Annotated in this window: 15 protein-coding genes, 1 CRISPR repeat array and 1 riboswitch; of the genes, 9 read left to right on the forward strand and 6 right to left on the reverse strand. The window is 36.6% G+C overall.

Annotated features, from left to right (window positions below; genetic code table 11):
• Positions 1–13: 13 nt before the first annotated feature.
• Both AC5LWZ_RS05980 and tenA read left to right on the forward strand, forming a co-directional pair.
• Positions 14–394: a DUF1161 domain-containing protein gene (locus tag AC5LWZ_RS05980; RefSeq protein WP_493464158.1), complete on the forward strand. Its 381-nt coding sequence runs from the start codon at positions 14–16 to the stop codon at positions 392–394.
• 131 nt (positions 395–525) lie between these two features.
• Positions 526–615, forward strand: a riboswitch (TPP riboswitch).
• Between the two features lie 51 nt (positions 616–666).
• Positions 667–1,329 carry a thiaminase II gene (gene tenA / locus AC5LWZ_RS05985; RefSeq protein WP_493464159.1) on the forward strand — a complete coding sequence of 221 codons (663 nt, stop codon included), beginning with the start codon at positions 667–669 and terminating at the stop codon, positions 1,327–1,329.
• A 58-nt stretch (positions 1,330–1,387) separates the two neighbouring features.
• Here the strand turns inward: tenA and asnA are convergent, their stop codons facing one another.
• The 6 genes from asnA to allC form a co-directional block, all read right to left on the reverse strand.
• On the reverse strand, positions 1,388–2,380 hold the full coding sequence (gene asnA, locus AC5LWZ_RS05990) for an aspartate--ammonia ligase (protein ID WP_110448081.1): 993 nt from the start codon (positions 2,378–2,380) through the stop codon (positions 1,388–1,390).
• A gap of 923 nt (positions 2,381–3,303) precedes the next feature.
• Positions 3,304–4,353: an ureidoglycolate dehydrogenase gene (gene allD / locus AC5LWZ_RS05995; RefSeq protein WP_493464160.1), complete on the reverse strand. Its 1,050-nt coding sequence runs from the start codon at positions 4,351–4,353 to the stop codon at positions 3,304–3,306.
• Positions 4,354–4,404: 51 nt separating this feature from the next.
• Positions 4,405–5,307: a carbamate kinase gene (locus AC5LWZ_RS06000; RefSeq protein WP_493464161.1), complete on the reverse strand. Its 903-nt coding sequence runs from the start codon at positions 5,305–5,307 to the stop codon at positions 4,405–4,407.
• Between the two features lie 40 nt (positions 5,308–5,347).
• Positions 5,348–6,127, reverse strand: coding sequence for a (S)-ureidoglycine aminohydrolase (gene allE, locus AC5LWZ_RS06005; RefSeq protein WP_110448078.1), 780 nt, complete (start codon positions 6,125–6,127; stop codon positions 5,348–5,350).
• A gap of 151 nt (positions 6,128–6,278) precedes the next feature.
• Entirely contained in the window at positions 6,279–7,523 is a 1,245-nt protein-coding gene (locus tag AC5LWZ_RS06010) for an MFS transporter (protein ID WP_493464162.1), read from the reverse strand.
• 12 nt (positions 7,524–7,535) lie between these two features.
• Complete coding sequence (gene allC, locus AC5LWZ_RS06015) at positions 7,536–8,762, reverse strand: allantoate deiminase (protein ID WP_493457232.1); 1,227 nt, start codon at positions 8,760–8,762, stop codon at positions 7,536–7,538.
• Between the two features lie 413 nt (positions 8,763–9,175).
• On the opposite strand from allC, the gene fdrA reads away from it, so the two are divergent.
• From fdrA to AC5LWZ_RS06050, 7 genes are all read left to right on the forward strand, one after another.
• A complete protein-coding gene (gene fdrA, locus AC5LWZ_RS06020) occupies positions 9,176–10,843 on the forward strand; it encodes an acyl-CoA synthetase FdrA (protein WP_493464163.1) in 1,668 nt (555 codons plus the stop codon).
• 11 nt (positions 10,844–10,854) lie between these two features.
• Positions 10,855–12,114 carry a YlbE family protein gene (locus AC5LWZ_RS06025; protein WP_086363310.1) on the forward strand — a complete coding sequence of 420 codons (1,260 nt, stop codon included), beginning with the start codon at positions 10,855–10,857 and terminating at the stop codon, positions 12,112–12,114.
• A 3-nt stretch (positions 12,115–12,117) separates the two neighbouring features.
• Positions 12,118–13,071 (forward strand): oxamate carbamoyltransferase subunit AllH family protein, encoded by a 954-nt coding sequence (locus AC5LWZ_RS06030; protein ID WP_493464164.1) that lies wholly within the window; start codon positions 12,118–12,120, stop codon positions 13,069–13,071.
• A gap of 3 nt (positions 13,072–13,074) precedes the next feature.
• Complete coding sequence (gene allS, locus AC5LWZ_RS06035) at positions 13,075–13,998, forward strand: HTH-type transcriptional activator AllS (protein WP_493464165.1); 924 nt, start codon at positions 13,075–13,077, stop codon at positions 13,996–13,998.
• A gap of 57 nt (positions 13,999–14,055) precedes the next feature.
• Positions 14,056–15,288 carry a pyridoxal-phosphate-dependent aminotransferase family protein gene (locus AC5LWZ_RS06040; RefSeq protein ID WP_086363307.1) on the forward strand — a complete coding sequence of 411 codons (1,233 nt, stop codon included), beginning with the start codon at positions 14,056–14,058 and terminating at the stop codon, positions 15,286–15,288.
• A 201-nt stretch (positions 15,289–15,489) separates the two neighbouring features.
• Positions 15,490–16,773, forward strand: coding sequence for an MFS transporter (locus tag AC5LWZ_RS06045; RefSeq protein WP_493464166.1), 1,284 nt, complete (start codon positions 15,490–15,492; stop codon positions 16,771–16,773).
• Between the two features lie 2,236 nt (positions 16,774–19,009).
• Positions 19,010–19,458: direct repeats of the CRISPR family, unit length 28 nt; unit sequence GTTCACTACCGTGTAGGTAGTTTAGAAA.
• 174 nt (positions 19,459–19,632) lie between these two features.
• The gene (locus AC5LWZ_RS06050) at positions 19,633–21,480 is read left to right on the forward strand and encodes a hypothetical protein (protein ID WP_493463255.1); all 1,848 of its coding nucleotides are present in this window, start codon (positions 19,633–19,635) and stop codon (positions 21,478–21,480) included.
• Positions 21,481–21,626: the final 146 nt, after the last annotated feature.

The following is a 21,626-nucleotide window of genomic DNA, read 5'->3' on the forward strand; positions in this document are numbered from 1 at the left end:
TATAGGAAAGGGTATGAAAAAGTTAGTCGTCGTTTTATTGTTAGGTCTTCCAATGGTTGCCGCTGCCTCTAATTGTGAAGAAATTAGTGCCAGTATCGCTGAGAAAATCAAAAACAATGGTGTTGATGAAAACAGTTTTCAATTAAATTTAGTTCCATCAGAACAAGCTGAGCAAGGCGTTGCTGGTAAAATTGTCGGATCGTGTGACCGAGGTCAACAAAAGATAGTATATGTTCGTTCACAAGATAATTCAGTAACAACTGAAGCAAAACAACAAGAACCTTCAAATTCTAATCAGCAAGCCGAAAAAGCTGAATTAGAGAAATCTTCTCAACAAGAAATAGTAGCGCCATCTTCAGAAGATAATCAGCAAATTGACTCGAAGACAGAATAATTACTGATTATTAGCTACAGTTATAGAAGATCTATCGGTTAGTTAATGAAGAACATTTGAATAAATAGTAACGGTTAATAAACTATTATTTTTACAAAAATTGTTAGTTATTTTCTGAGCTATTATTCATCTGTATTTATCCGGGGTGCCTTAGGCTGAGATTATACCCGTTGAACCTGATTCGGTTAGTACCGACGAAGGGAGTATAAAACACGCTTTTCTGCAAGTCTGTTGTACTCCTTAATTACTAATTTTTATAAAAAGGAGTCATCATGTCATCATTTTATTCACTTATTCAATCATGCCAAAGTGATTGGGATAACTATATTCAACATGAGTTTATTCAACAATTAGGTAAAGGTACATTAGATATTGCCTGCTTTCAACACTACTTAAAACAAGATTATCTTTTCCTTATCAATTTTTCCCGAGCATGGGGATTAGCAGTGTATAAAAGTCATGATCTGATTGAAATCAAACAATCTTTAAATAGCTTGAAAGCAATTGTTGAAGTTGAACTAGACTTACATATTGAATATTGTAAAAAGTGGCAAATAACTGAGAACGAACTTAACCTATTAACTGAAGCCAAAGCAAATAGTGAATATACGGGTTATGTATTGGATGTCGGATTACATGGGGATATATTAGATTTGCATATTGTATTAGTGCCTTGTTTAATTGGTTACGGTATGATTGCTGATTGGCTAACCAAACAACATTGGTATGATGCTAACAACAATAGATATAACAGTTGGGTTAACATGTATGCAAGTAAGGAATTCCAACAAACAATGCAAAATGAAATTGCGTGGATTGATCAGCGCTTAGTAAATTTAGATGCTAGTCGCATTGAACATTTAACAAAATTATTCAGGCAAGCAACTAAACTTGAAACTGGTTTCTGGCAAATGGGATTAGATAAAAGTTTTTAAATAACAAACATACTTTACCACTCTGGGTAAAGTATGCTGAATTTAAACAATGTTTAAACTAAAGTAGTTTTGAATAATCTCGTTTGGTGGCATCGTCCCAAACGCTTGCTTGTACTTGGCCAATATGTTGTTGCTGTAAAAGTAACATGGTTAATCGTGATTGGCCAATTCCACCACCAATTGTTTGTAAAAAATCACCATTAGCTAATGCTTTATGCCACGCATATTGGAGGCGATCTTCATTATTCGTCAGTTTTAATTGTCGTTTTAAGGTTTCTGGATCGACACGGATTCCCATAGACGAGATTTCAAAACCACTATTTAAAACAGGATTCCAAACTAAAATGTCACCATTTAAGCCTTTTGAACCCATTTCATTATCACTACTCCAATCATCATAATCAGGAGCACGTACATCATGTTTTTCGTTATTTGATAATTCACCACCAATACCAATTAAAAATACGGCGCCTAACTCTTTGGTAATTGCATTTTCACGCTCTTTCGGTGATAAATTTGGATAACGTTTTAACAGTTGTTCACTATCCATAAAGGTAATTGTTTCGGGTAAAAAACGTGATAGATGATATTTTTCAGAGACTGCTTTTTCAGTCGCTTTAATTGCACTATAAATTTTTTCAACCGTTTGTTTTAAATAAGCTAAATTGCGATCTTCGGGACGAATCACTTTTTCCCAATCCCATTGATCAACATAAACAGAGTGAATAGGCGAAAGTTTATCTTCATCTGGGCGCAGAGCCTTCATATTCGTATAAATGCCTTCACCAACAGGAAAATTGTGCTGACTTAACGTTTTACGTTTCCATTTAGCTAGTGAATGAACAACTTCGAATTGTGCATTAGGAATACTTTTAATATTAACTTGAACGGCTTTTTCGGTACCTGACAAATTATCTTGAACGCCATCACCAATTTGACTCAATATTGGTGCTTGAACTTCAATTAATGATAGATTATTTGCTAATTGCTCGGCAAAAAATTGTTTAACAAAATTGATTCGTTGTTGCTGCTCTTTAAATGATATTGTCATGTTTAGTCTCGAAATATAAAAAAATTTGTGTTGTTAAATTAAACTAGAAAGCAGAAATATGCAAGTTTAGTTAACTGCTTAGATTAAAGATCAAAAACTATCTCAATTACTTATAAAACACATTTTTACTAATAACTATTTATGATGTTTTTACAATCTAATTATCTTTTTTAACTATTGCTGATAATTAGTGTCAGGATCATTTAGTTATAAAATCAGCTCACACTAAACATAAAAGTTTATTGTTTGCCAATCAGTTTGGTGTGTTTTATTTAGCGACCTTAGCAATGTGCTGACAACTGAGAGAGGTTAGCATGGCAAACAGGGATGTTTGGCAAGGAGCGTTAAGAGCGAACGAAGGCGGAAGGCAGTCACATCGTGACCACTTGCGAGGTCGCCGCGGGAGATGGTAAAGCGGGTTGCGCCAACCCGCTTTGCTCGGACGTAATCGCCGTATAGAACTAGCTACCAAACAACAAAACGTCCGAAACTCAGCGAATAAAAAAATTTGAGGAGCGGGGTTTTAAAGCCAAAATCTAGCCAATTAACTCTTAAAGTGATCAACAAATTAGCTAGTTCGAATAATAATAGTTTATTGCTTGCAAAGTAAGTTTGGTGAGTTTTATTTAAGAGATATTAGCAAAGTGCTGACAACTGAGAGAGGTTAGCATGGCAAACAAGGATGTTTGGCAAGGCTGTGTTTTGTCAGGAACAAATCACCCCCGGTGCGTTAATAGCGAATGCAGGCGGAAAGCAGTCACATCGTGACCACTTGCGTGGTCGCTGCGAGAGTTGGTAAAGAATAGTTGCGTAAACCCTCTTTACTCGGACGTAATTGCCATTTAGAAATAGCCACCAAACAACAAAACGTCCGAAACTCACCGAATAAAAAATTTGAGGAGAGGGGTTTTTAAACCTCGATACTATTCCGCAAATTTATTTTTATGATCATATCGATTATAGTGAATATCATCGCTAATTAAATAGTTATAAATATCATCGACAATTTCTATACCATTTTTTTGATAATCGGCTTCACGTTTTCTGCTTCGTTCTCCCGGGAAGAAGACTTCACTATTACCTTTGGCTGGTTTAGTTTGTTTTAGTTGGTCAAGCATAGCAGACATACTTTGTTTAAATATATCAAGGCCAATAAAATATTCAGGATTGATAACAATATGCAGATGGCCAAGGTCACGCCCTTTGGATAAATCAGCATACATGGATGAAACATTTTTACCAAATGGTAAGCCAAGCAATATGCCAGAAAGTACATCAACCATCATCATTAATCCATAACCTTTAGCACCGGCAATCGGTAATAGAGCATTTACTTTATAAGGATCAGTAGTTGGCTCACCTAATTCATCAACCGCCCATGTAGCTGGAATTTGGGCACCTTTGGATCTAGCATATAATACTTTTCCCCAAGCTTGAACAGTGGTTGCCATATCGAATGAGACAATTCGCTCGTCATTGGTGGGAGCAGCAAATGCAATAGGATTGGTACCAAAAAATTCTTCAGCGCCGCCATATGGGACAGCCATTGGATCAGATTGGCACATGGATATGGCGACTAAGTTTTGTTTGGCAGCCATCTCGGTAAAATAGCACAGTGAACCACTGTGTGACATTCGACGAATCCCTACTACTGCAACACCATTTTTCTTCGCCATTGCTATCGCTTTATCCATACCGACCTTTGCAGCAACTAATCCACAACCATTATCAAAATCTAAGATTGCTGACGATGGGCCTGTCTCCTTATAGGTGACATTAGGATAAGGAGTCATGCCACCTTTGGCAATCCGTTCAGCGTAATATTCAACTCGTACGGCACCGTGTGAGTGAATACCTCTGGCATCGGCAAATGCCAGTGTATCTGCGGCGATATCGGCATGCTCTTGAGTTAATCCAGCTTTATGTAACTTTTTGGCAATCAAGTTATGTAGTGTTTGTCTGTCTAATCTCATATTAAACTCCTGTCCAATGTATCTATCCGTTACTGCTGAGTTTTATAGGTGCTATTGGCTGATAATGGTACCTTTGGTTTTTGCTAATAGCGATTCAATATCAGTTAAGTTACCGATATAAGCGGTGTTACCTGTTTGCTCAACAAATTCAATCACTGATTTTATTTTTGGTCCCATGGCGCCATCATCAATAGCCATTGGTTGTAAACGTTTGGTATCGACTTTCCCTAAAGCTTTTTGTTGTGGCGTACCCCAATTTTCATACACTGCATCTGTATCGGTTAATATCATTAGATGGTCAGCTTTTAATTCAATAGCGAGCTGTGCGGCACTATGATCTTTGTCAATGACAGCTTCAACACCTTTATAACCAGTATTATCTTTTATTACAGGTATACCACCACCACCGTTACAGATAACGATAGTATTCTGGCTTAGCAATTCTTTAATAGTATCAAGCTCGATTATTTTTTTCGGTTTTGGCGATGCCACAACTCGACGAACATATTTACCATCTTGCTTGAATTGCCAACCATATTGATTTTGTAGATTCTGTTGTTCTTCTGGTTTATATACAGGACCAATATATTTGGTTGGATCTTTAAATGACGGATCGTTATTGTCGACCTCAACTTGGGTTAATACGCAGGCGACTTGGTTGATATTTTCATATTGTTGTAAGCTGCGTTGTATCATATAACCTAACATGCCTTGGGTTTGTGCAACTAGGACATCGAGAGGATAGGCTGGCACGCTTGGATAACTGGCATTTTGTAAGGCAAGTAGTCCTACTTGGGGGCCATTGCCATGGACAATTACCAGTCGATATTTATTGGCTAATTTTGCAATAAATTTGGTGGTGCTGTTGATATTTTGATATTGGTTATCAATAGAAAGTAATTCGTTTCGTTTTGAAATTGCATTACCACCTAGTGCAATAACTATCAGTTCCATATGCTGTCCTTTGAGATATTTAGCTAATATAGTTTATTGTTTAGATATTTACATCGCGATGACAATCTTTGGAATAGATATAACTCAAAGGTTGTTGGCCTACCGCATAACAAGCTTGCAATGCATAAGCACCCATAAAGATATAATCATCCTTTTTTACTGGAATCCATTGATTATCAAGTAGGTACATTCCTTCACCGTTGAGTAGGTAGGCGCCATGCTCTTGTACATGAGTCTCAATATAGCCATGGCTGGCACCGGGTAAAAAGGTGAGAATGTGAAAGTTCATATCAAAACCGAGCTCTTTAGGCAGTAGGTCTTGAATAAATACGTTATTCATATTTTCATAATTAACACGTTCTAATTGCTCAACATGATTGACAATAACTCGTGTTTGGTAACCTAAAATAGGATTGTAGCGACGCTTATATAAAAATAAGCGTGATGAAGAAACTAAATTTTGTAAGTAAAGTTTAACGCCAGCAGGGCAATAGATATATCCGCCAGCATGGAGATCATATGATTGTTCATTTGCTTTAACCTTGACTTCACCTTCAATCACATAAGCAAATACCTCAATACCATCATCACCAAATCCTTGTAAGTTATGACCACCTTGATACATGGTAACCAGATAATCAACAAACGAAGCGCCTAATTTAGGGGTAGCTAAGATAGTTATGTCACAATTTTCAAAACCAGGAATAATATTTTTAACTAAACCATCTGGAGGAATTAAAGCGAAGTTTTGACGTTTGATAACTGCGCGTGATGCTAATAGGTCTTTTGGGTAACCGGTATTATTATTGATATATCCCATAATGATCTCCTTGGAACATATAATGTTCGGTCTGCTATGGTTTTTAGGTGCAACGAGCGTGAACCTAAAAGCATAACTTGGTGTACTAATTTTTAATTGGTCGACCATTTACTCGGGCTATAGATCGATAAATAGTCGACATTTTGCGCAATCAGTAAGTTATATGTTTACGCAAATTAATTAAAAAGAATAACGCCGTTGCAATGATTAGTATTGCTATAGCAACGTAAAAACCAGTAATTTTGGTACCGGTTATATCCGCTAGTAAGCCTGTCAACGGTGGTGCAATAACGGATGAACTCATACCAAAAAAGTTAAATACACCAAATGCAGTGCCATAACTGTTTTTTGGGGCAATGTCAGCAACGTGAGAAATTAAAATCGGTTCAACTACAAATTTGCCAAACAATCCATATAAGATTAAGCCGATTAGCAACAATGTGATGGTAGCTGATTGGACTGCCATTAACAGTGTTAACGCTGAAAGCAGCTCTAATACGATAATAAACATCAGTCGTTTAGATCTAAATTTATCAGAAATTTTGCTGATAACTAATGCACCAGGAATAGCAGCAAAGGCAACCAATGAGGATGCTGAACCAACACTACCGCCGGAAAAACCCCGTTCAGTTTCAAGAAAGTTGGGTAACCAACTTACTACCATGTAATAGCCATAACAAGTGGCAAAGTACATGATATAACAAGCAACCATTGGGCTTGTAAAAAAGCTGTGTTTTTGTTTTGTTGTCGTTTCGGTTACGGTTTTATGTTTTTGCTGTTTGTTGCGTGCTATAACTGTTTTAATCGATGGCTCTTTAATGATTATGGCAAATCCAGCTATTAAAGCGAGAGTTAATGCTGCAATAATGAAGAGCATATATTGCCATGGCATATCTAATGATTTAACTAAAAAGCTGGTGGATAGTAAACAAATCCCCATACCTAATGCTGCACCAGTATTGATAATTGCCGAGGCAAAGCTACGATGTTCAGCAGGAATATTTTCTGCTGATAGTGACCATGCAGAACCATAATAAGAACCACAACCTAAACCAGCAAGTAAGCTGCCGATATAAATCATCATCATCGAATGAGCATTACCAATTATTACCGCTGCAATAGTGAACAAAATAAAGCCTGGTATAACCACGGCTTTTTTACCATATTTATCGACTAAGATCCCTGCTGGGATTTGCATCAGGGTATAAGAAAAAAAGTAACAACTAGCAATTAAACCTAGTTCAGTATTTGATTGTGGACCTACAGTTTGTTGAATTTCCGGAAAAAGCGCCGCTAAAACAGGGCGATATATCCACATTACTAACCAACCAAGGAATAATAAAGCAACGATTTTATGCCAGTACTGAATGCCACCTTTTGTTTCTATTGTTGTCATTTTACTTCCTTATTATTCCTGATAAGCCAATTGGTAAAGCGCATAGGTTAATGCTTTTATGCCTTCGACTAAGTCTTCAGTTTTAGTATCTTCTGCTGGATTGTGGCTTATACCTTTGATACTTGGAACAAATAACATGGCGGTAGGTACTCGTGGTGCAAAAATCTGTGAGTCGTGACCAGCACCGCTGTGCATAACACGATAGCTAAGGTTTTCTTGTTGACAGATATCTTTCAACATTTTGATTAATTGATCATCCATTGGGATTGGCACTTCATCCATCCAACGATTTATTTCGATCTCAAGACCGAGTTGTTTAGCGATACCGAGCATATCGGCTTCCAATTCTTCAGTGAATTTTTTAAGTTCAGCTTGATCAGTATGACGACAGTCTATCGTAAACATCACTTCACCAGGCACCACATTAACTACATTGGGTTTAGGATCAACATGACCAAAGGTTAATACTAATGGATCGCCTATCTTGATCGCTTTATTGATAGATTCGTGGCAAATTCGGCTAAAGGCATAGATAGCATCTTTACGGTAACTCATTGGTGTGGTGCCTGCATGATTGGCTTCACCAACTAGGCGAACATTATAACGGCGTTGGCCTACGATGCTGGTAACAACACCAATGCTTTTTTGTTCTCTTTCAAGCACACCACCTTGTTCGATATGAAGTTCTAAAAAGGCTTTGATATCAGTTCGTGCTTTTTGGCTGTTAAATTTAAAACCACAGCTGCTCATAGCATCAACAAACTTGATTCCATTATTATCTTGAATTGTGGCTACATCGTCATTGTTCGCTATGGCAAAGACGTTTTTACTTCCCCAAAAGACATAAGGAAAACGGCTACCTTCTTCTTCGGCCATTGAGATAAGTTCTAAACTGCGTAATGGTTGGCCATAGTTTTCTTTTAAATATTTCATGGCAAGCATAGCTGCAATAATGCCTAATTGTCCGTCAAGTTTTCCGCCATTTACGACCGTATCAACATGGGAGCCAGACATAATCACCTGTTCTTTGTATTTGCTACCTTCAAATCGGCCATATAAGTTCCCTACATCATCAAAATAGGTATCCATGCCGATTTGCGTAAGTTTTTCTTTAAGCGCATTTTGGGCCGCCAGCCACTCGGTAGTATAAAGTAATCGTGTTGTGCCACCTTGTTCTAAACTACCAAAACTGGATATCCATTTAACTGCATCAGCAACATCATCATATAAAATATTCATTAATATTTACCTATTTTTTAAAACTCGCCATCCATTATTAACATCAATCATGATTAATATTAACTACACATATCGTATTGTTTCGATACTCAGGAGCATTTTAAACGTTTTTTTATATTTGTTTACCATACTATTAATAGCAAATAATAATGTGATCAAACTAGCTTTTTTATGTTTGTGAAATTTAATTAAATTAATTAGTTACTATTATAAAAAATTTTTTAATAATCTTTTATAATACTGATTTTAAATAATATTATATTTTTGTTATTGTAATTGTTTTGTGATGTATAAACTGCTTATTACTGATTTTTTCCGTAATATATAAATACAATCTCATTGTTAAATTTTTATAATGAGCTTAATGAGGTTCAAAATTAACAGCATTTATCATATTTGAGAGGCCTGTTTTCATGATTCAATCTTTTATAAAAAAGGGAAGCTTTCAAGATTCCGTTAGTTTGATGTTGATATCCAAAAAACTCAGTAATCTTGATGAGGTTGATGAAGTATCTGTCATGATGGGTACTCCTGCCAATAAGTCTTTATTAACCGCAACTGGTTTTTGGAGTGATCATTTTAATGATGCTACACCAAATGATATTTGTGTGGCGATTAAAACTAACGACGATTCTGCCGATGTTGTCGAGTTAATCAGTCAACAACTTGAAGATGCCTTAAAAAATATAGCTCAAGCTCAGCAAGGTGGCGCAAAGCTGCTCAAAGCAAGACGCCTAGCCAGTGCGACAAAAAAATTAGCTGATGCCAATTTGGTTTTAATCTCGATAGCGGGTGAATATGCTGCCGAGTTAGCCGATCGTGCTTTAGATGATAATAAAAACGTTATGATCTTTTCTGATAATGTATCAATTGAAGATGAAATCCGTTTAAAAACAAAAGCAGCTGAAAAAGATTTAATTGTCATGGGGCCAGATTGTGGGACTGCATTTATTGCTGGTGCTCCATTGGCGTTTTCCAATGTTATTCCAAAAGGAAACATTGGGGTAATCGGTGCATCTGGCACCGGTATTCAAGAGGTGGTTTCGCAAATCGCTTTATTAAATCAGGGAATTACCCAAGCTATTGGTCTTGGAGGACGTGATTTATCCCTAGAAGTTGGAGGAATTAGTGCACTCACTGCCTTAAAAATGTTAGCGGCTGATTCCGAAACTCAAGTTATTACCTTTATCTCGAAACCGCCTGCGGAAAGTGTCAGGGAAAAAGTTATTTCGGCTATGAAGTTAATTGATAAACCTGTAGTAGCACTATTTTTGGGCTCTAAAATTGATAAACCTAAAGATGATAATATCTATTTTGCCAGAACATTAGATGAAGCTGCTCGATTAGCCTGTTTATTAAGCCCAGTCGAAGCAATAGCAAGTAATTTACCTAATTTAGCTAACAAAACTATTACAGGATTGTATACTGGCGGAACGTTAGCCTCAGAAGCAGCAATGCTGTTGGCAGAGGAACTGAATCTAACAACAAGTCATCATCATGATAAAGGGGTTATGTTAGAGCAAAATGGACATAAAATTATCGATTTAGGTGATGATTTCTATACAGTAGGTAAACCTCATCCGATGATCGATCCTTCAATCCGCGAAGATGAAATCGCTCAACTCGGCAATAAACCTGATGTTGGTGTATTACTTATTGATTTAGTAATCGGTTATGGTGCAAATGCTGATCCTGCCGAATCAGTGATTTCTGGTTATCAAAAAGCTTGCGCTAAACGTGATGATAATCATCCATTAATTGCTATCGCAACTGTGACTGGTTCTGAACAAGATCCTCAGTGCCGTAGTAAGCAAATTGAAGCATTAAAATCAGCAAATATTGTTGTGATGAATAATTTACCCGAAGCTATCTTGCTAGCTAAAAAACTCATTACAACAAATAAATCTGCCAATTTAGTTAAACCTTATCCTTTATTAAGTCATATTAGTGTTATTAATGCTGGTTTAAGAGGTTTTGCTGAAGATCTTCAGGTATCGAATATTCCTGTTGTGCATTATCAATGGGCGCCAATAGCCGGCGGCAATAAAAGATTAGCGGCTATTTTGCAAAAATTAAATTAAGAGGTTTTGATATGTTAAGTACCGCAATAAATGAAGCAAACCAAAAAATTATTGAACGAATTAAAGCGGCTAGACCACATTGGGTCGGTGTTATTGCTGCTAAAGAAGCCGTACCAACATTGGCGCAAGGTAAAAAATTATTACATGCTGGTCCTCCAATTGTTTGGCATGATATGACTGGACCAATGCAAGGTGCCTGTATTGGTGCATGCTTGTTTGAAGGTTGGGCACAAGATGAAAAGCAAGCTTTGCATCTGTTAGAATCTGGACAAGTAGAATTTATTCCATGTCACTCAGTCAATGCCGTTGGTCCAATGGGGGGGATAACCTCAGCCAATATGCCAATGATTGTTGTTGAAAATGTTACTCATGGTAATCGAGCTTACTGCAATTTAAATGAGGGCATTGGTAAAGTAATGCGTTTTGGTGCTTATGGACAAGAAGTTTTAGACCGTCATCGTTGGATGAAAGAGTCATTAGGGCCAGCATTAAATGAAGCATTAAAACTATTTGATAATGGTATCGATTTAACGGCTCTTATGGCGCAAGCCATAACCATGGGTGATGAATTCCATCAACGTAATATTGCTGCTTCAGCATTGTTGTTACGAACGCTTTCACCAAAATTAATTTTACTTGACCGTAGTAAAGCAGAAATGGAAAAAATCTTCAGCTTTTTAAGTGTGACAGATCAGTTCTTTTTAAATGTTGCTATGGCATTTTGTAAGTCCATTATGGATAGTGCAGCGCAAATCAAAGAAGGTACCATTGTTACTGCAATGACTCGTAATGGCAAAGAGTTTGGAATTAAAGTCAGTGGACTTGGTGATCAGTGGTTTACTGCACCCGTTAATACCCCTCAAGGTCTTTTCTTTACTGGGTATTCCCAACAAGATGCTAACCCAGATATTGGTGATAGTGCTATCACTGAAACCTTTGGTATTGGTGGCGCCGCCATGGTTGCCGCACCAGGCGTAACTCGTTTTGTTGGTGCAGGAGGCACAGATGTTGCTTATGAAGTATCAGAAGAGATGAGTGAAATTTATTTAGAACATAATATGCTATTCCAAATTCCAACTTGGAATTTCCAAGGCTGTTGTTTAGGTTTAGATCTTCGCTTAGTGGTCGAAACCGGTATTACACCATTAATTAATACTGGTATAGCTCATAAACAAGCAGGTGTGGGCCAAATTGGTGCAGGAACGGTAAGAGCTCCATTAGCATGTTTTGAAAAAGCACTCGAAGCATTAGCTGAAAAATTAGAAGTGTAGATTATGAAATTGATATATGCAGATGATGAATGCTTAAATAAACCGATTAACCGATCTCAGTTAAGTACAAATGTTGTTGATTATTGTCAACAGCGTGGTCTATTTATAGCTCAATCATCGCATATCATCAAACCATTATTAATTAGTGCCGATATTCCAATAAAAGAGGGCGAATTATCGCTATTTAGCTGTTATCAACATACCATTAATTTAATCACAGCAAATCGGCAATTAATCACATTACATCGCTTTAACAGTGGTTTATCACCAATGGGTGTCGTGTTTAAATCGTCTGATTTTGATTTCCTTATGTCGCTATTATTGGATAATAATAAGATATCGCTTTATCAATTGTCGACAGGTGATTTACAAATCGGCACGTTTCTCATTTCCTTTGATACACATATTTGCCAACTTAATTCAAAAAAGTATTCACTAAATAACATGAGTAAATTGCAAGTTGCTAATCAGTTAAAGCAAATTCACAATCCTACGGGATTATTTGGCCAATTAAGCAATAATGTAAATGGTCATTATCCACAGCAATTAAATCAGTTATGCAATATTATGATGAATTTAATGGAAGGCAATGTTGATGATATCTCGCCATTTATTGGTTTAGGTCCCGGTTTAACACCAAGCTTTGATGACATTATTGTTGGTATTTTAGCTGTCACCTCAAGTGATCCTTGTTTTGTAGATCGAATGCAACGATTTAAAACAGCCTTTGCAAAGTTATCATTAGATTTATTAACTACAACAGTTAGTGTTGCCTTCTTAAATTATGCATTACAAAGCAAATTTTCGTTACTGGTATTACAAGTCATTAACTCATTTGTAAAAGGTCACTATCATCATTCATCGATAAAAAACTTAATGAATTATGGCCACACCTCTGGATCAGATCTTTTACTTGGTATATGGTTAGGTATTGATCGTTTTGTTTTAAGGGATTAAATCATGTTAGATACAGAAACCATGCGAACCTTTATCAAAGTAGTAGAAAGTAATAGCTTTTCAAAAGCCGCAAAACTACTTTACAAAACACCTGCCGCAATTAGTTATCGCATTAAATCATTGGAAGCCGATCTCAATACCCAACTTTTTGAACGAACCACTCGAACCGTGACACTTACATTAGCAGGGCAACACCTTTATGAACAGTGTAGCCAATGGTTGCTTTGGTTATCGACTATGCCCGATGAGCTTCAACAAATCCGTGATGGTGTTGAACGTAAAATTAACATTACTATCAATAATTTATTGTATGATGTTGAAGCTGTTGCCGATTTATTGGCTTTTCTGAAAGAAAAATTTCCTTTTACCCATTTTAATGTGAATCGACAAGTGTATATGGGGGTATGGGACTCGTTATTGCATGGTGAATGCCATTTAGCCATCGGAGCAACAGGTTCTGAATCGCTTGATACTATGATAAATATACTTCCGCTTGGTGAAGTTAGTTGGGTATTCGTTGCGGCAAAACATCATCCTATTTCTCAAATTGAGGGGGCGTTATCGAATGAAACATTACGCAAATACCCAGCAATTAATGTTGAAGATACATCTGTTCATATGAATAAACGAGTGGCATGGTTATTACCGAGTCAATCAGAGATTATTGTTCCCAATATTTCAACCAAGTTGGCTTGCCACTTAAGGGGACTCGGGATCGGTTTCTTGCCAAAATCAATCTGTCAATCTTATTTGGATTCAGGTGAATTGATTGCTTGCCGAGTTATTAATGAACGTAAACCATCGCCATTGTCCTTAGCATGGAAAAAAACGCATATGGGTAAAGTGATGAATGAAATTGTAAATCTATTTAGATTTCATCATCCCATTGCCAATAATTTTTTAAAAAATATAGATAAAAGAAGATGAATTACCAATTAGTGTGATCATTAACTAATTAACTCGATATTAATAAAGGAAAAAATAATGTTAGATCTAAATAAATATGATCAAATTAATCCGCCTTCACGGCTATTAATGGGTCCCGGTCCAATTAATGCAGATCCTCGTGTAACTAGAGCGATGGCTGCCCCTTTAATTGGTCAATTTGACCCGATTATGACTGATTATATGAATCAAACCATGTCACTTTATCGGGATATTTTCAAAACCAAAAATGAACAAACTTTTGTTATCGATGGAACAGCAAGGGCTGGTATTGAAGCAGTATTAGTATCAACGATTAAACCTGGTGATAAAGTCTTAATACCCGTGTTTGGTCGCTTTGGCTTATTACTATGTGAAATTGCTCATCGTTGTCGTGCTGATGTTCATACTATTGAAGTGCCATGGGGTGAAGTTTTTGATCCTAATGTTATCGAAGATGCGATTAAAAAAGTTAAACCAAAATTATTGCTTTGTGTTCAGGGTGATACTTCAACAACATTGTTACAACCATTAGATAATATTGGTGAAATTTGCCGTCGACATGGCGTATTATCTTATGTTGATGCTACAGCTTCAATTGTTGGTAACCCGCTTGAAGTTGATAAATGGCAACTTGATGGTGTTTCAGTCAGTTTACAAAAATGTTTAAGTGGGCCTCCAGGTGTTGCTCCTCTCACATTAAGTCCGAAAATGGTCGAAATTATCCAAGCACGTAAATGTGTTGAATTAGGTATAAGATCTGATAATGACACCAGTGGCAATGATGAGATGATCTATTCTAACTATTTCGATATCGATATGATTATTCGTTACTGGGGATCTGAGCGTATTAATCATCACACCGAAGCCACATCAATGCTTTATGCTGCACGAGAATGTGCTCGAATCGTGTTACAAGAAGGTTTAGATAATGTTATTGAGCGTCACCGTATCAATGGTGCAGCGATGGTTGCTGGTTTACAAGCAATGGGTCTGAACTTATTTGGTGATTTATCTCATAAGATGAATAATGTTGTTGGTGTTGTACGACCTGATCATATTAATGATCTTGAAGTTCGCAATTTAATGCTCAATGATTTTGGTATTGAAATTGGCGCCTCTTTTGGTCCACTTAAAGGTAATGTATGGCGTATCGGTACTATGGGATACAATGCAAGAAAATCTTGTGTAATGCAAACCCTTACTGCGTTTGAAGCAGTATTAAATCGTGTTGGCTTTAAAACAACCCAAGGAGCTGGTCTAGAAGCCGCTTGGAATGTCTACAATAAATAAGTAGTAGATATTTGATAATTATAAAAAATTCACTTAAGTGAAATAAATTATATCCATTGGATATTGAGCGTTTGATTTAAATTAATAAATAGTAATCTATTGATTAAATGATAAAAATCAACAATAGATTACTATTGCTACAAATATTAACTTTTGTTTCAAGTTAATCAAGATAACACTATTTAAACAAAAGGAAATTTAATGAATCAGTTACACAATAAAATTCCTAACTCTGGATATAAACAAAAAAAATGGAAAGGACGATATACAATACTATTACTTTTATGGTCAGGTTGGTTACTCTCATTTCTTGACCGAATGGTAATGAATGTATCGCTACCCTTTATAGGTCAAGATCTCGGTATCGACAAAACAGTACAAGGTTCGATTATCAGTGCTTTCTTTGTTGGTTATGCGTTATTTCAAATTCCAGGGGGATATTTATCAGATAAATTTGGTCCTCGTAAAGTGATGGCTTTTGCTATTGTATGGTGGTCAATATTTACTCTGTTTACTGGATTAATTTATGTATTACCTCTGATGTTATTGACTCGATTTTTATTTGGTGCCGGTGAAGGATGTTTCCCTGCATCATCTTGGAAAACAATTGCAACTTATTTTCCTGCTAAAGAACGAGGCAGAGCAACAGCAATTCAATCATCAGTTAATACTTTAGGGCCAGCAATTTCAGTTATTGTTGCTGTGGCTATAATTGAATGGTTGGGTTGGCGTGATGTATTTATTATATTAAGTATTCCTGGATTCATATTAGGATTATTTATTTATAAATTTATCCGCAACAATCCGACAGAAAATAGTTTGCTTGATGCTAATGAATTGCAAGAGTTGGAAGTTAGCAATAGCCAAGATAACAATAATTCAGTAGTAGATAACAGCTCATATTCGTTAATAAACGTATTGAAGATGCCCATACTATGGAAGTTATCGCTTATCTGGTTTTTGTTTGATATCACATTTTGGGGCTTCACAACTTGGTTACCAAGTTATTTACTCGAAGCAAGAGGATTATCCCTTTCAAAAACAGGGATTTTGGCGGCAATTCCTTTCCTATTTGGTGCATTAGGCACATTAGTAGGTGGATATTTTGCTGATAAATTTGAACATAAATTAAAATATGTTTATGGCTTAACTGCTTTTATATCTGGCATATTTCTCTTCTTTATGTTCCAAGTTGATAATCTGCAAGCGGCTATTATTTTCCAATGTCTATCAGCACTATTTATGTTTATTGCTTTTGCGATCTTCTGGGGAATGTTAATGCATATGATCCCTCCGGTGATTATGGGTAAAGCTTCAAGCATTGTTAATTTTGGAGGTCAAGTTGCAGGGGTATTATCTCCATTTATTATTGGATTCTTAATCGATAACGCTAACGGTGGTTATAATCATGCTTTTATATTTATGGTAATAGCGCTAATTAGCTCGGCAATTTTGACTTTTTTCATCAAAAAAATGAATATTTAAGCATAGAAATAGATTTTTGATCTAACAAATCATAAAAATACTCAAACTAAGTTTGAGTATTTTTTTACATTGAGAAAATAGTTTATTCTAAAAAAAGTTGAGGAACGGGGTTTTTTAAAGCCTAAATCTAGCCACAATTTCACTGAAATTGGCTTTAAAACTAAAATCAGTTCGCTCTAAATATAAAAGTTTATTTCTAGAAAATCAGATTGGAGTGCTTCATTTAGCGACATGAGCAATGTGCTGACAACTGAGAGAGGTTAGCATGGCAAACAGGGATGTTTGGCAAGGCTGTGTTTTGTCAGGAACAAATCACAGCCGGTGAGTTAAGAGCGAACGATGGCGGAAGGCAGTCACGCAGTGACCATTTGCGTAGTCGCCGCGAGAGTTGGTAAAGAGAGTTCGCTCAAATGCTCTTTACTCGGGCGTAATCACCATATAGAACTAATCACTAAACAACAAAACGTCCGAAACTAAAATAACAAAAAAGTTGAGGAACGGGGTTTTTTAAAGCCTAAATCTAGCCACAATTTCACTGAAATTGGCTTTAAAACTAAAATCAGTTCGCTCTAAATATAAAAGTTTATTTCTGGCAAATCAGATTGGAGTATTTCATTTCGCGACATGAGCAATGTGCTGACAACTGAGAGAGGTTAGCATGGCAAACAGGGATGTTTGGCAAGGCTGTGTTTTGTCAGGAACAAATCACAGCCGGTGAGTTAAGAGCGAACGATGGCGGAAGGCAGTCACGCAGTGACCATTTGCGTAGTCGCCGCGAGAGTTGGTAAAGAGAGTTCGCTCAAATGCTCTTTACTCGGGCGTAATCACCATATAGAACTAATCACTAAACAACAAAACGTCCGAAACTAAAATAACAAAAAAGTTGAGGAACGGGGTTTTTTAAAGCCTAAATCTAGCCACAATTTCACTGAAATTGGCTTTAAAACTAAAATCAGTTCGCTCTAAATATAAAAGTTTATTTCTGGCAAATCAGATTGGAGTATTTCATTTCGCGACATGAGCAATGTGCTGACAACTGAGAGAGGTTAGCATGGCAAACAGGGATGTTTGGCAAGGCTGTGTTTTGTCAGGAACAAATCACAGCCGGTGCGTTAAAAGCGAACGAAGACGGAAGGCAGTCATGCAGTGACCACTTGCGTGGTCGCCGCGGGAGTTGGTAAAGAAGGTTCGCACAAACCCTCTTTACTCGGACGTAATCGCCGTATAGAAACAACCGCAAAACAGCAAACGTCCGAAACTAAAAAAACAAAAAAGTTGAGGAGAGGGTTTTTTAAAGCCTAAATCTAGCCACAATTTCACTGAAATTGGCTTTAAAACTAAAATCAGTTCGCTCTAAATGTAAAAGTTTATTTCTAGCAAATCAGACTGGAATACTTCATCTAAGCGACATTAGCAATGTGCTGACAACTGAGTGAGGTTAGCATGGCAAACAGGGATGTTTGGCAAGGCTGTGTTTTGTCAGGAACAAATCACAGCCGGTGCGTTAACAGCGAACGAAGGCGGAAGGCAGTCACGCAGTGACCATTTGCGTAGTCGCTGCGAGAGTTGGTAAAGAGGGTTCGCACAAACCCTCTTTACTCGAACGTAATCACCGTATAGAACTAATCACCAAACAACAAAACGTCCGAAACTAAAAAAACAAAAAAGTTGAGGAGAGGGTTTTTAAAAGCCTAAATCTAGCCACAATTTCACTGAAATTGGCTTTAAAACTAAAATAAGTTAGCTCTAAATATAAAAGTTTATTTCTAGAAAATCAGATTGGAGTGCTTCATTTAGCGACATGAGCAATGTGCTGACAACTGAGTGAGGTTAGCATGGCAAACAGGGTTGTTTGGCAAGGCTGTGTTTTGTCAGGAACAAATCACAGCCGGTGCGTTGAGAGCGAACGAAGGCGGAAGGCAGTCACGCAGTGACCATTTGCGTAGTCGCCGCGAGAGTTGGTAAAGAGGGTTCGCGCAAACCCTCTTTACTCGGACGTAAACGCCATATAGAACTAGCTACCAAACAACAAAACGTCCGAAATTAAAAGAACAAAAAAGTTGAGGAAAGGGGTTTTTTGAAACTTAAATTTGTACCCATTTCTAACCCTTTTTTTTGACTTAAAATAAAATAATTAAAAATCAAAACATTAAGAAGTTACTCAAAAAAAGGGTTTTTAATAGTAAAATTACGCTTTGTCTTTTTGCCAACTGCATTTATAGTATGTTGTGTTCTAGTTCACTACCGTGTAGGTAGTTTAGAAATGAGTTAACAGAATATCAAAATCGAGATGACTGTTCACTACCGTGTAGGTAGTTTAGAAAACAGCGGGCGACAACACACAATTTAACGTGGTGTTCACTACCGTGTAGGTAGTTTAGAAAAATGGTTGCAAGAGGTTCTGTTGGCGCCAGATGTTCACTACCGTGTAGGTAGTTTAGAAACTGAGAATATGTGGTCTCGTCAAAGTTCAACAGTTCACTACCGTGTAGGTAGTTTAGAAAGAGCAGGCGAGACAGCTGTGTCTGTTGGGGTATGTTCACTACCGTGTAGGTAGTTTAGAAAGTTACTCTCAGGAGGAACAATTGGAGGTTTTTGTTCACTACCGTGTAGGTAGTTTAGAAAAACAAGTCGACGAATTGAGGGCACGCCATGGGGTTCACTACCGTGTAGGTAGTTTAGAAATGCTAAAGACGTCAAAATGGCAACTGTACAGCGTTCACTACCTTGTAGGTATGACAAAAGTCTTAACAATTATTTACCAATCTGAATTTGCTATAATTACCTAATATATCTATACTTTTTTCTGCAAGGATTGCATATTTTTAGATAAAAATTATAAATTAAAGGATTAAGAGCATGTTGAGATACCCTTATTTAGGCGCTATTTCTAAATTAATTGTTAATACAACATTGACCAGTAAAAAAAATATATTGAGTCACGGCCCTTCAATACAGCAATTATTCATTAATCAGCCAATAAAGCGAAATTCAACGTTTAATAAAACACTACTTAAATATTCATCCTCATTTTGCCAAACAATAGTGAAATTCTTGAAAAAGATGTGTTTATGTTCTATGGCTTTTTCAACTATATTTAGCCCTGTATACGCGTTAAGTTCATTTACCACAGAAAGTATAAAAGGTAGTGCACCATATTTAACGCTAGATGATGGTGTTAGTAAAATAACGAGTACAGAAGAGCTACTGGCAATTAAATTACCTAATGGTACTGTGATAACCCCGCAAAATGATGTATCAAGTATATCCAATCCGATCGAGTTACCTGATAAGAACAATACTTATGCCAGTGTACAAACGATTGTTCCATTACCTATATCAGGCAATAATCAGTTTCCTGTCATAAATATGACTGATTTACTTGCTACACCGTATAATTATTTTGCTGATGATGATGGTGATGGATTTGATGATAGTGACCTTATTACCGCAACCGCAACAGGTGACATTAAGATAAAATGGGAAGCCCGTAATCCTGCCGTAGCAGATATTAATGCTAAAAACGCATTTATAGATATTACATCGAAGGTGAAAAGTCATCCTGATACCATTCCAGATTTATGTGATGGGGTACATAAAATAACCATTAGCGCTAGTGATAGTGAGTTAACTACACCTTATGGTGAGCCTAATACTAATCGTTTTAAAGGTGGTTCACATAGTTATTATTTAACGCCAAAATTAGATCCAAAAGTGTGTTATGCCCAGCCAAATTTGTATCCTGATAACGCTAGTTTAGCTGGTCGTGATTATGAGATAGATGGCATTTTATGGGATGCCGCACAAATCGAGAGTGACCATGATTATGGTGTTTATCGAGGGTATCCAAGTAAAGGTATTAAGGTATTACGAGCAACCAATAGTGGTAATTATCAAGGTGAAACTTCAATAACTAAAAATAACTTTCCAACGACCGGGTCACATGGATTGTATTTTTATTTACTATTTGGCGGTATAACACCTGAAGCGGTATTAGCTGCCAATGGCAGTACTATACAATCTATAGAGGGGGGAAATGTTAGTTTATCATTAAGTGTAAGTAAAACCACTGAATGGGAGCATGGTGAGCATGGACCCAGTCCATATGGATTGGCTGAACCAGCTATAAAAGTAACATTAGTTGGTCCACGCTATAATTCAGCGGATAAGAGTTTTAGACCTATGACTTTCAGATTATATGCTGATAGTAATAAAAGTACGCTAATTTACGAATTTAAATTAATGCGTTGGTTTATTGCTAATCCTGAGATTTTTTTTAATAAGGAACATGGATTTCCATCATCTGATGAAAATGAAGAAATGTTAAGTTATCAATCTAAGGCAAGGGATTATTGTAAAAGTTTAGGTAGTGGTTATCGATTGCCAGATGTGAATGATTTTACCAATATTAATGAGTATAGAATGTATGCTCGTCGACAATTAAGTTATCAGGAGAATGGAAAATGGATTGGTGGAATTGCCAATGAATGGGGATGTATGCCTATGAGTGAGGATGGTAGTGACGCTAGTTGCCAATCTTATAGAAGTACAGACTGGAACGAATATGATTATTGGACGAATAATGTAGCAACAAATACTGCGCGACCTAAGGATGAAGGAAGACCACTTTTATATGATCCTGAAGGAGATATCGATATACTTCAATCTATTTTGTGGAAAATTCGTGCTGCTTGTGTTACACCTTAAGTGTTAATTGTGTTAATCCTAAAATATAATAAACGCAAGTTATAGTCACTGTTAGTTTTTGATGTATTTTAACAGTTATTAGAGTATTGGTTTTTTATTAATATATTGCATAAAAAAGATAAAAAACCAATATAATACCTAGTATT

It is taken from the genome of Gilliamella sp. LMG 34362, assembly GCF_984569125.1.

Bases quoted from the DNA above. Each gene is read 5' to 3' on its own strand.
- fdrA (WP_493464163.1), top strand. From the start codon at position 9,176: ATGATTCAATCTTTTATAAAAAAGGGAAGCTTTCAAGATTCCGTTAGT.
- allC (WP_493457232.1), bottom strand. From the start codon at position 8,762: ATGAATATTTTATATGATGATGTTGCTGATGCAGTTAAATGGATATCC.
- AC5LWZ_RS06025 (WP_086363310.1), top strand. From the start codon at position 10,855: ATGTTAAGTACCGCAATAAATGAAGCAAACCAAAAAATTATTGAACGA.
- AC5LWZ_RS06010 (WP_493464162.1), bottom strand. From the start codon at position 7,523: ATGACAACAATAGAAACAAAAGGTGGCATTCAGTACTGGCATAAAATC.
- AC5LWZ_RS06040 (WP_086363307.1), top strand. From the start codon at position 14,056: ATGTTAGATCTAAATAAATATGATCAAATTAATCCGCCTTCACGGCTA.
- asnA (WP_110448081.1), bottom strand. From the start codon at position 2,380: ATGACAATATCATTTAAAGAGCAGCAACAACGAATCAATTTTGTTAAA.
- AC5LWZ_RS06045 (WP_493464166.1), top strand. From the start codon at position 15,490: ATGAATCAGTTACACAATAAAATTCCTAACTCTGGATATAAACAAAAA.
- AC5LWZ_RS06000 (WP_493464161.1), bottom strand. From the start codon at position 5,307: ATGGAACTGATAGTTATTGCACTAGGTGGTAATGCAATTTCAAAACGA.
- AC5LWZ_RS06030 (WP_493464164.1), top strand. From the start codon at position 12,118: ATGAAATTGATATATGCAGATGATGAATGCTTAAATAAACCGATTAAC.
- AC5LWZ_RS06050 (WP_493463255.1), top strand. From the start codon at position 19,633: ATGTTGAGATACCCTTATTTAGGCGCTATTTCTAAATTAATTGTTAAT.
- allD (WP_493464160.1), bottom strand. From the start codon at position 4,353: ATGAGATTAGACAGACAAACACTACATAACTTGATTGCCAAAAAGTTA.
- AC5LWZ_RS05980 (WP_493464158.1), top strand. From the start codon at position 14: ATGAAAAAGTTAGTCGTCGTTTTATTGTTAGGTCTTCCAATGGTTGCC.
- tenA (WP_493464159.1), top strand. From the start codon at position 667: ATGTCATCATTTTATTCACTTATTCAATCATGCCAAAGTGATTGGGAT.
- allS (WP_493464165.1), top strand. From the start codon at position 13,075: ATGTTAGATACAGAAACCATGCGAACCTTTATCAAAGTAGTAGAAAGT.
- allE (WP_110448078.1), bottom strand. From the start codon at position 6,127: ATGGGATATATCAATAATAATACCGGTTACCCAAAAGACCTATTAGCA.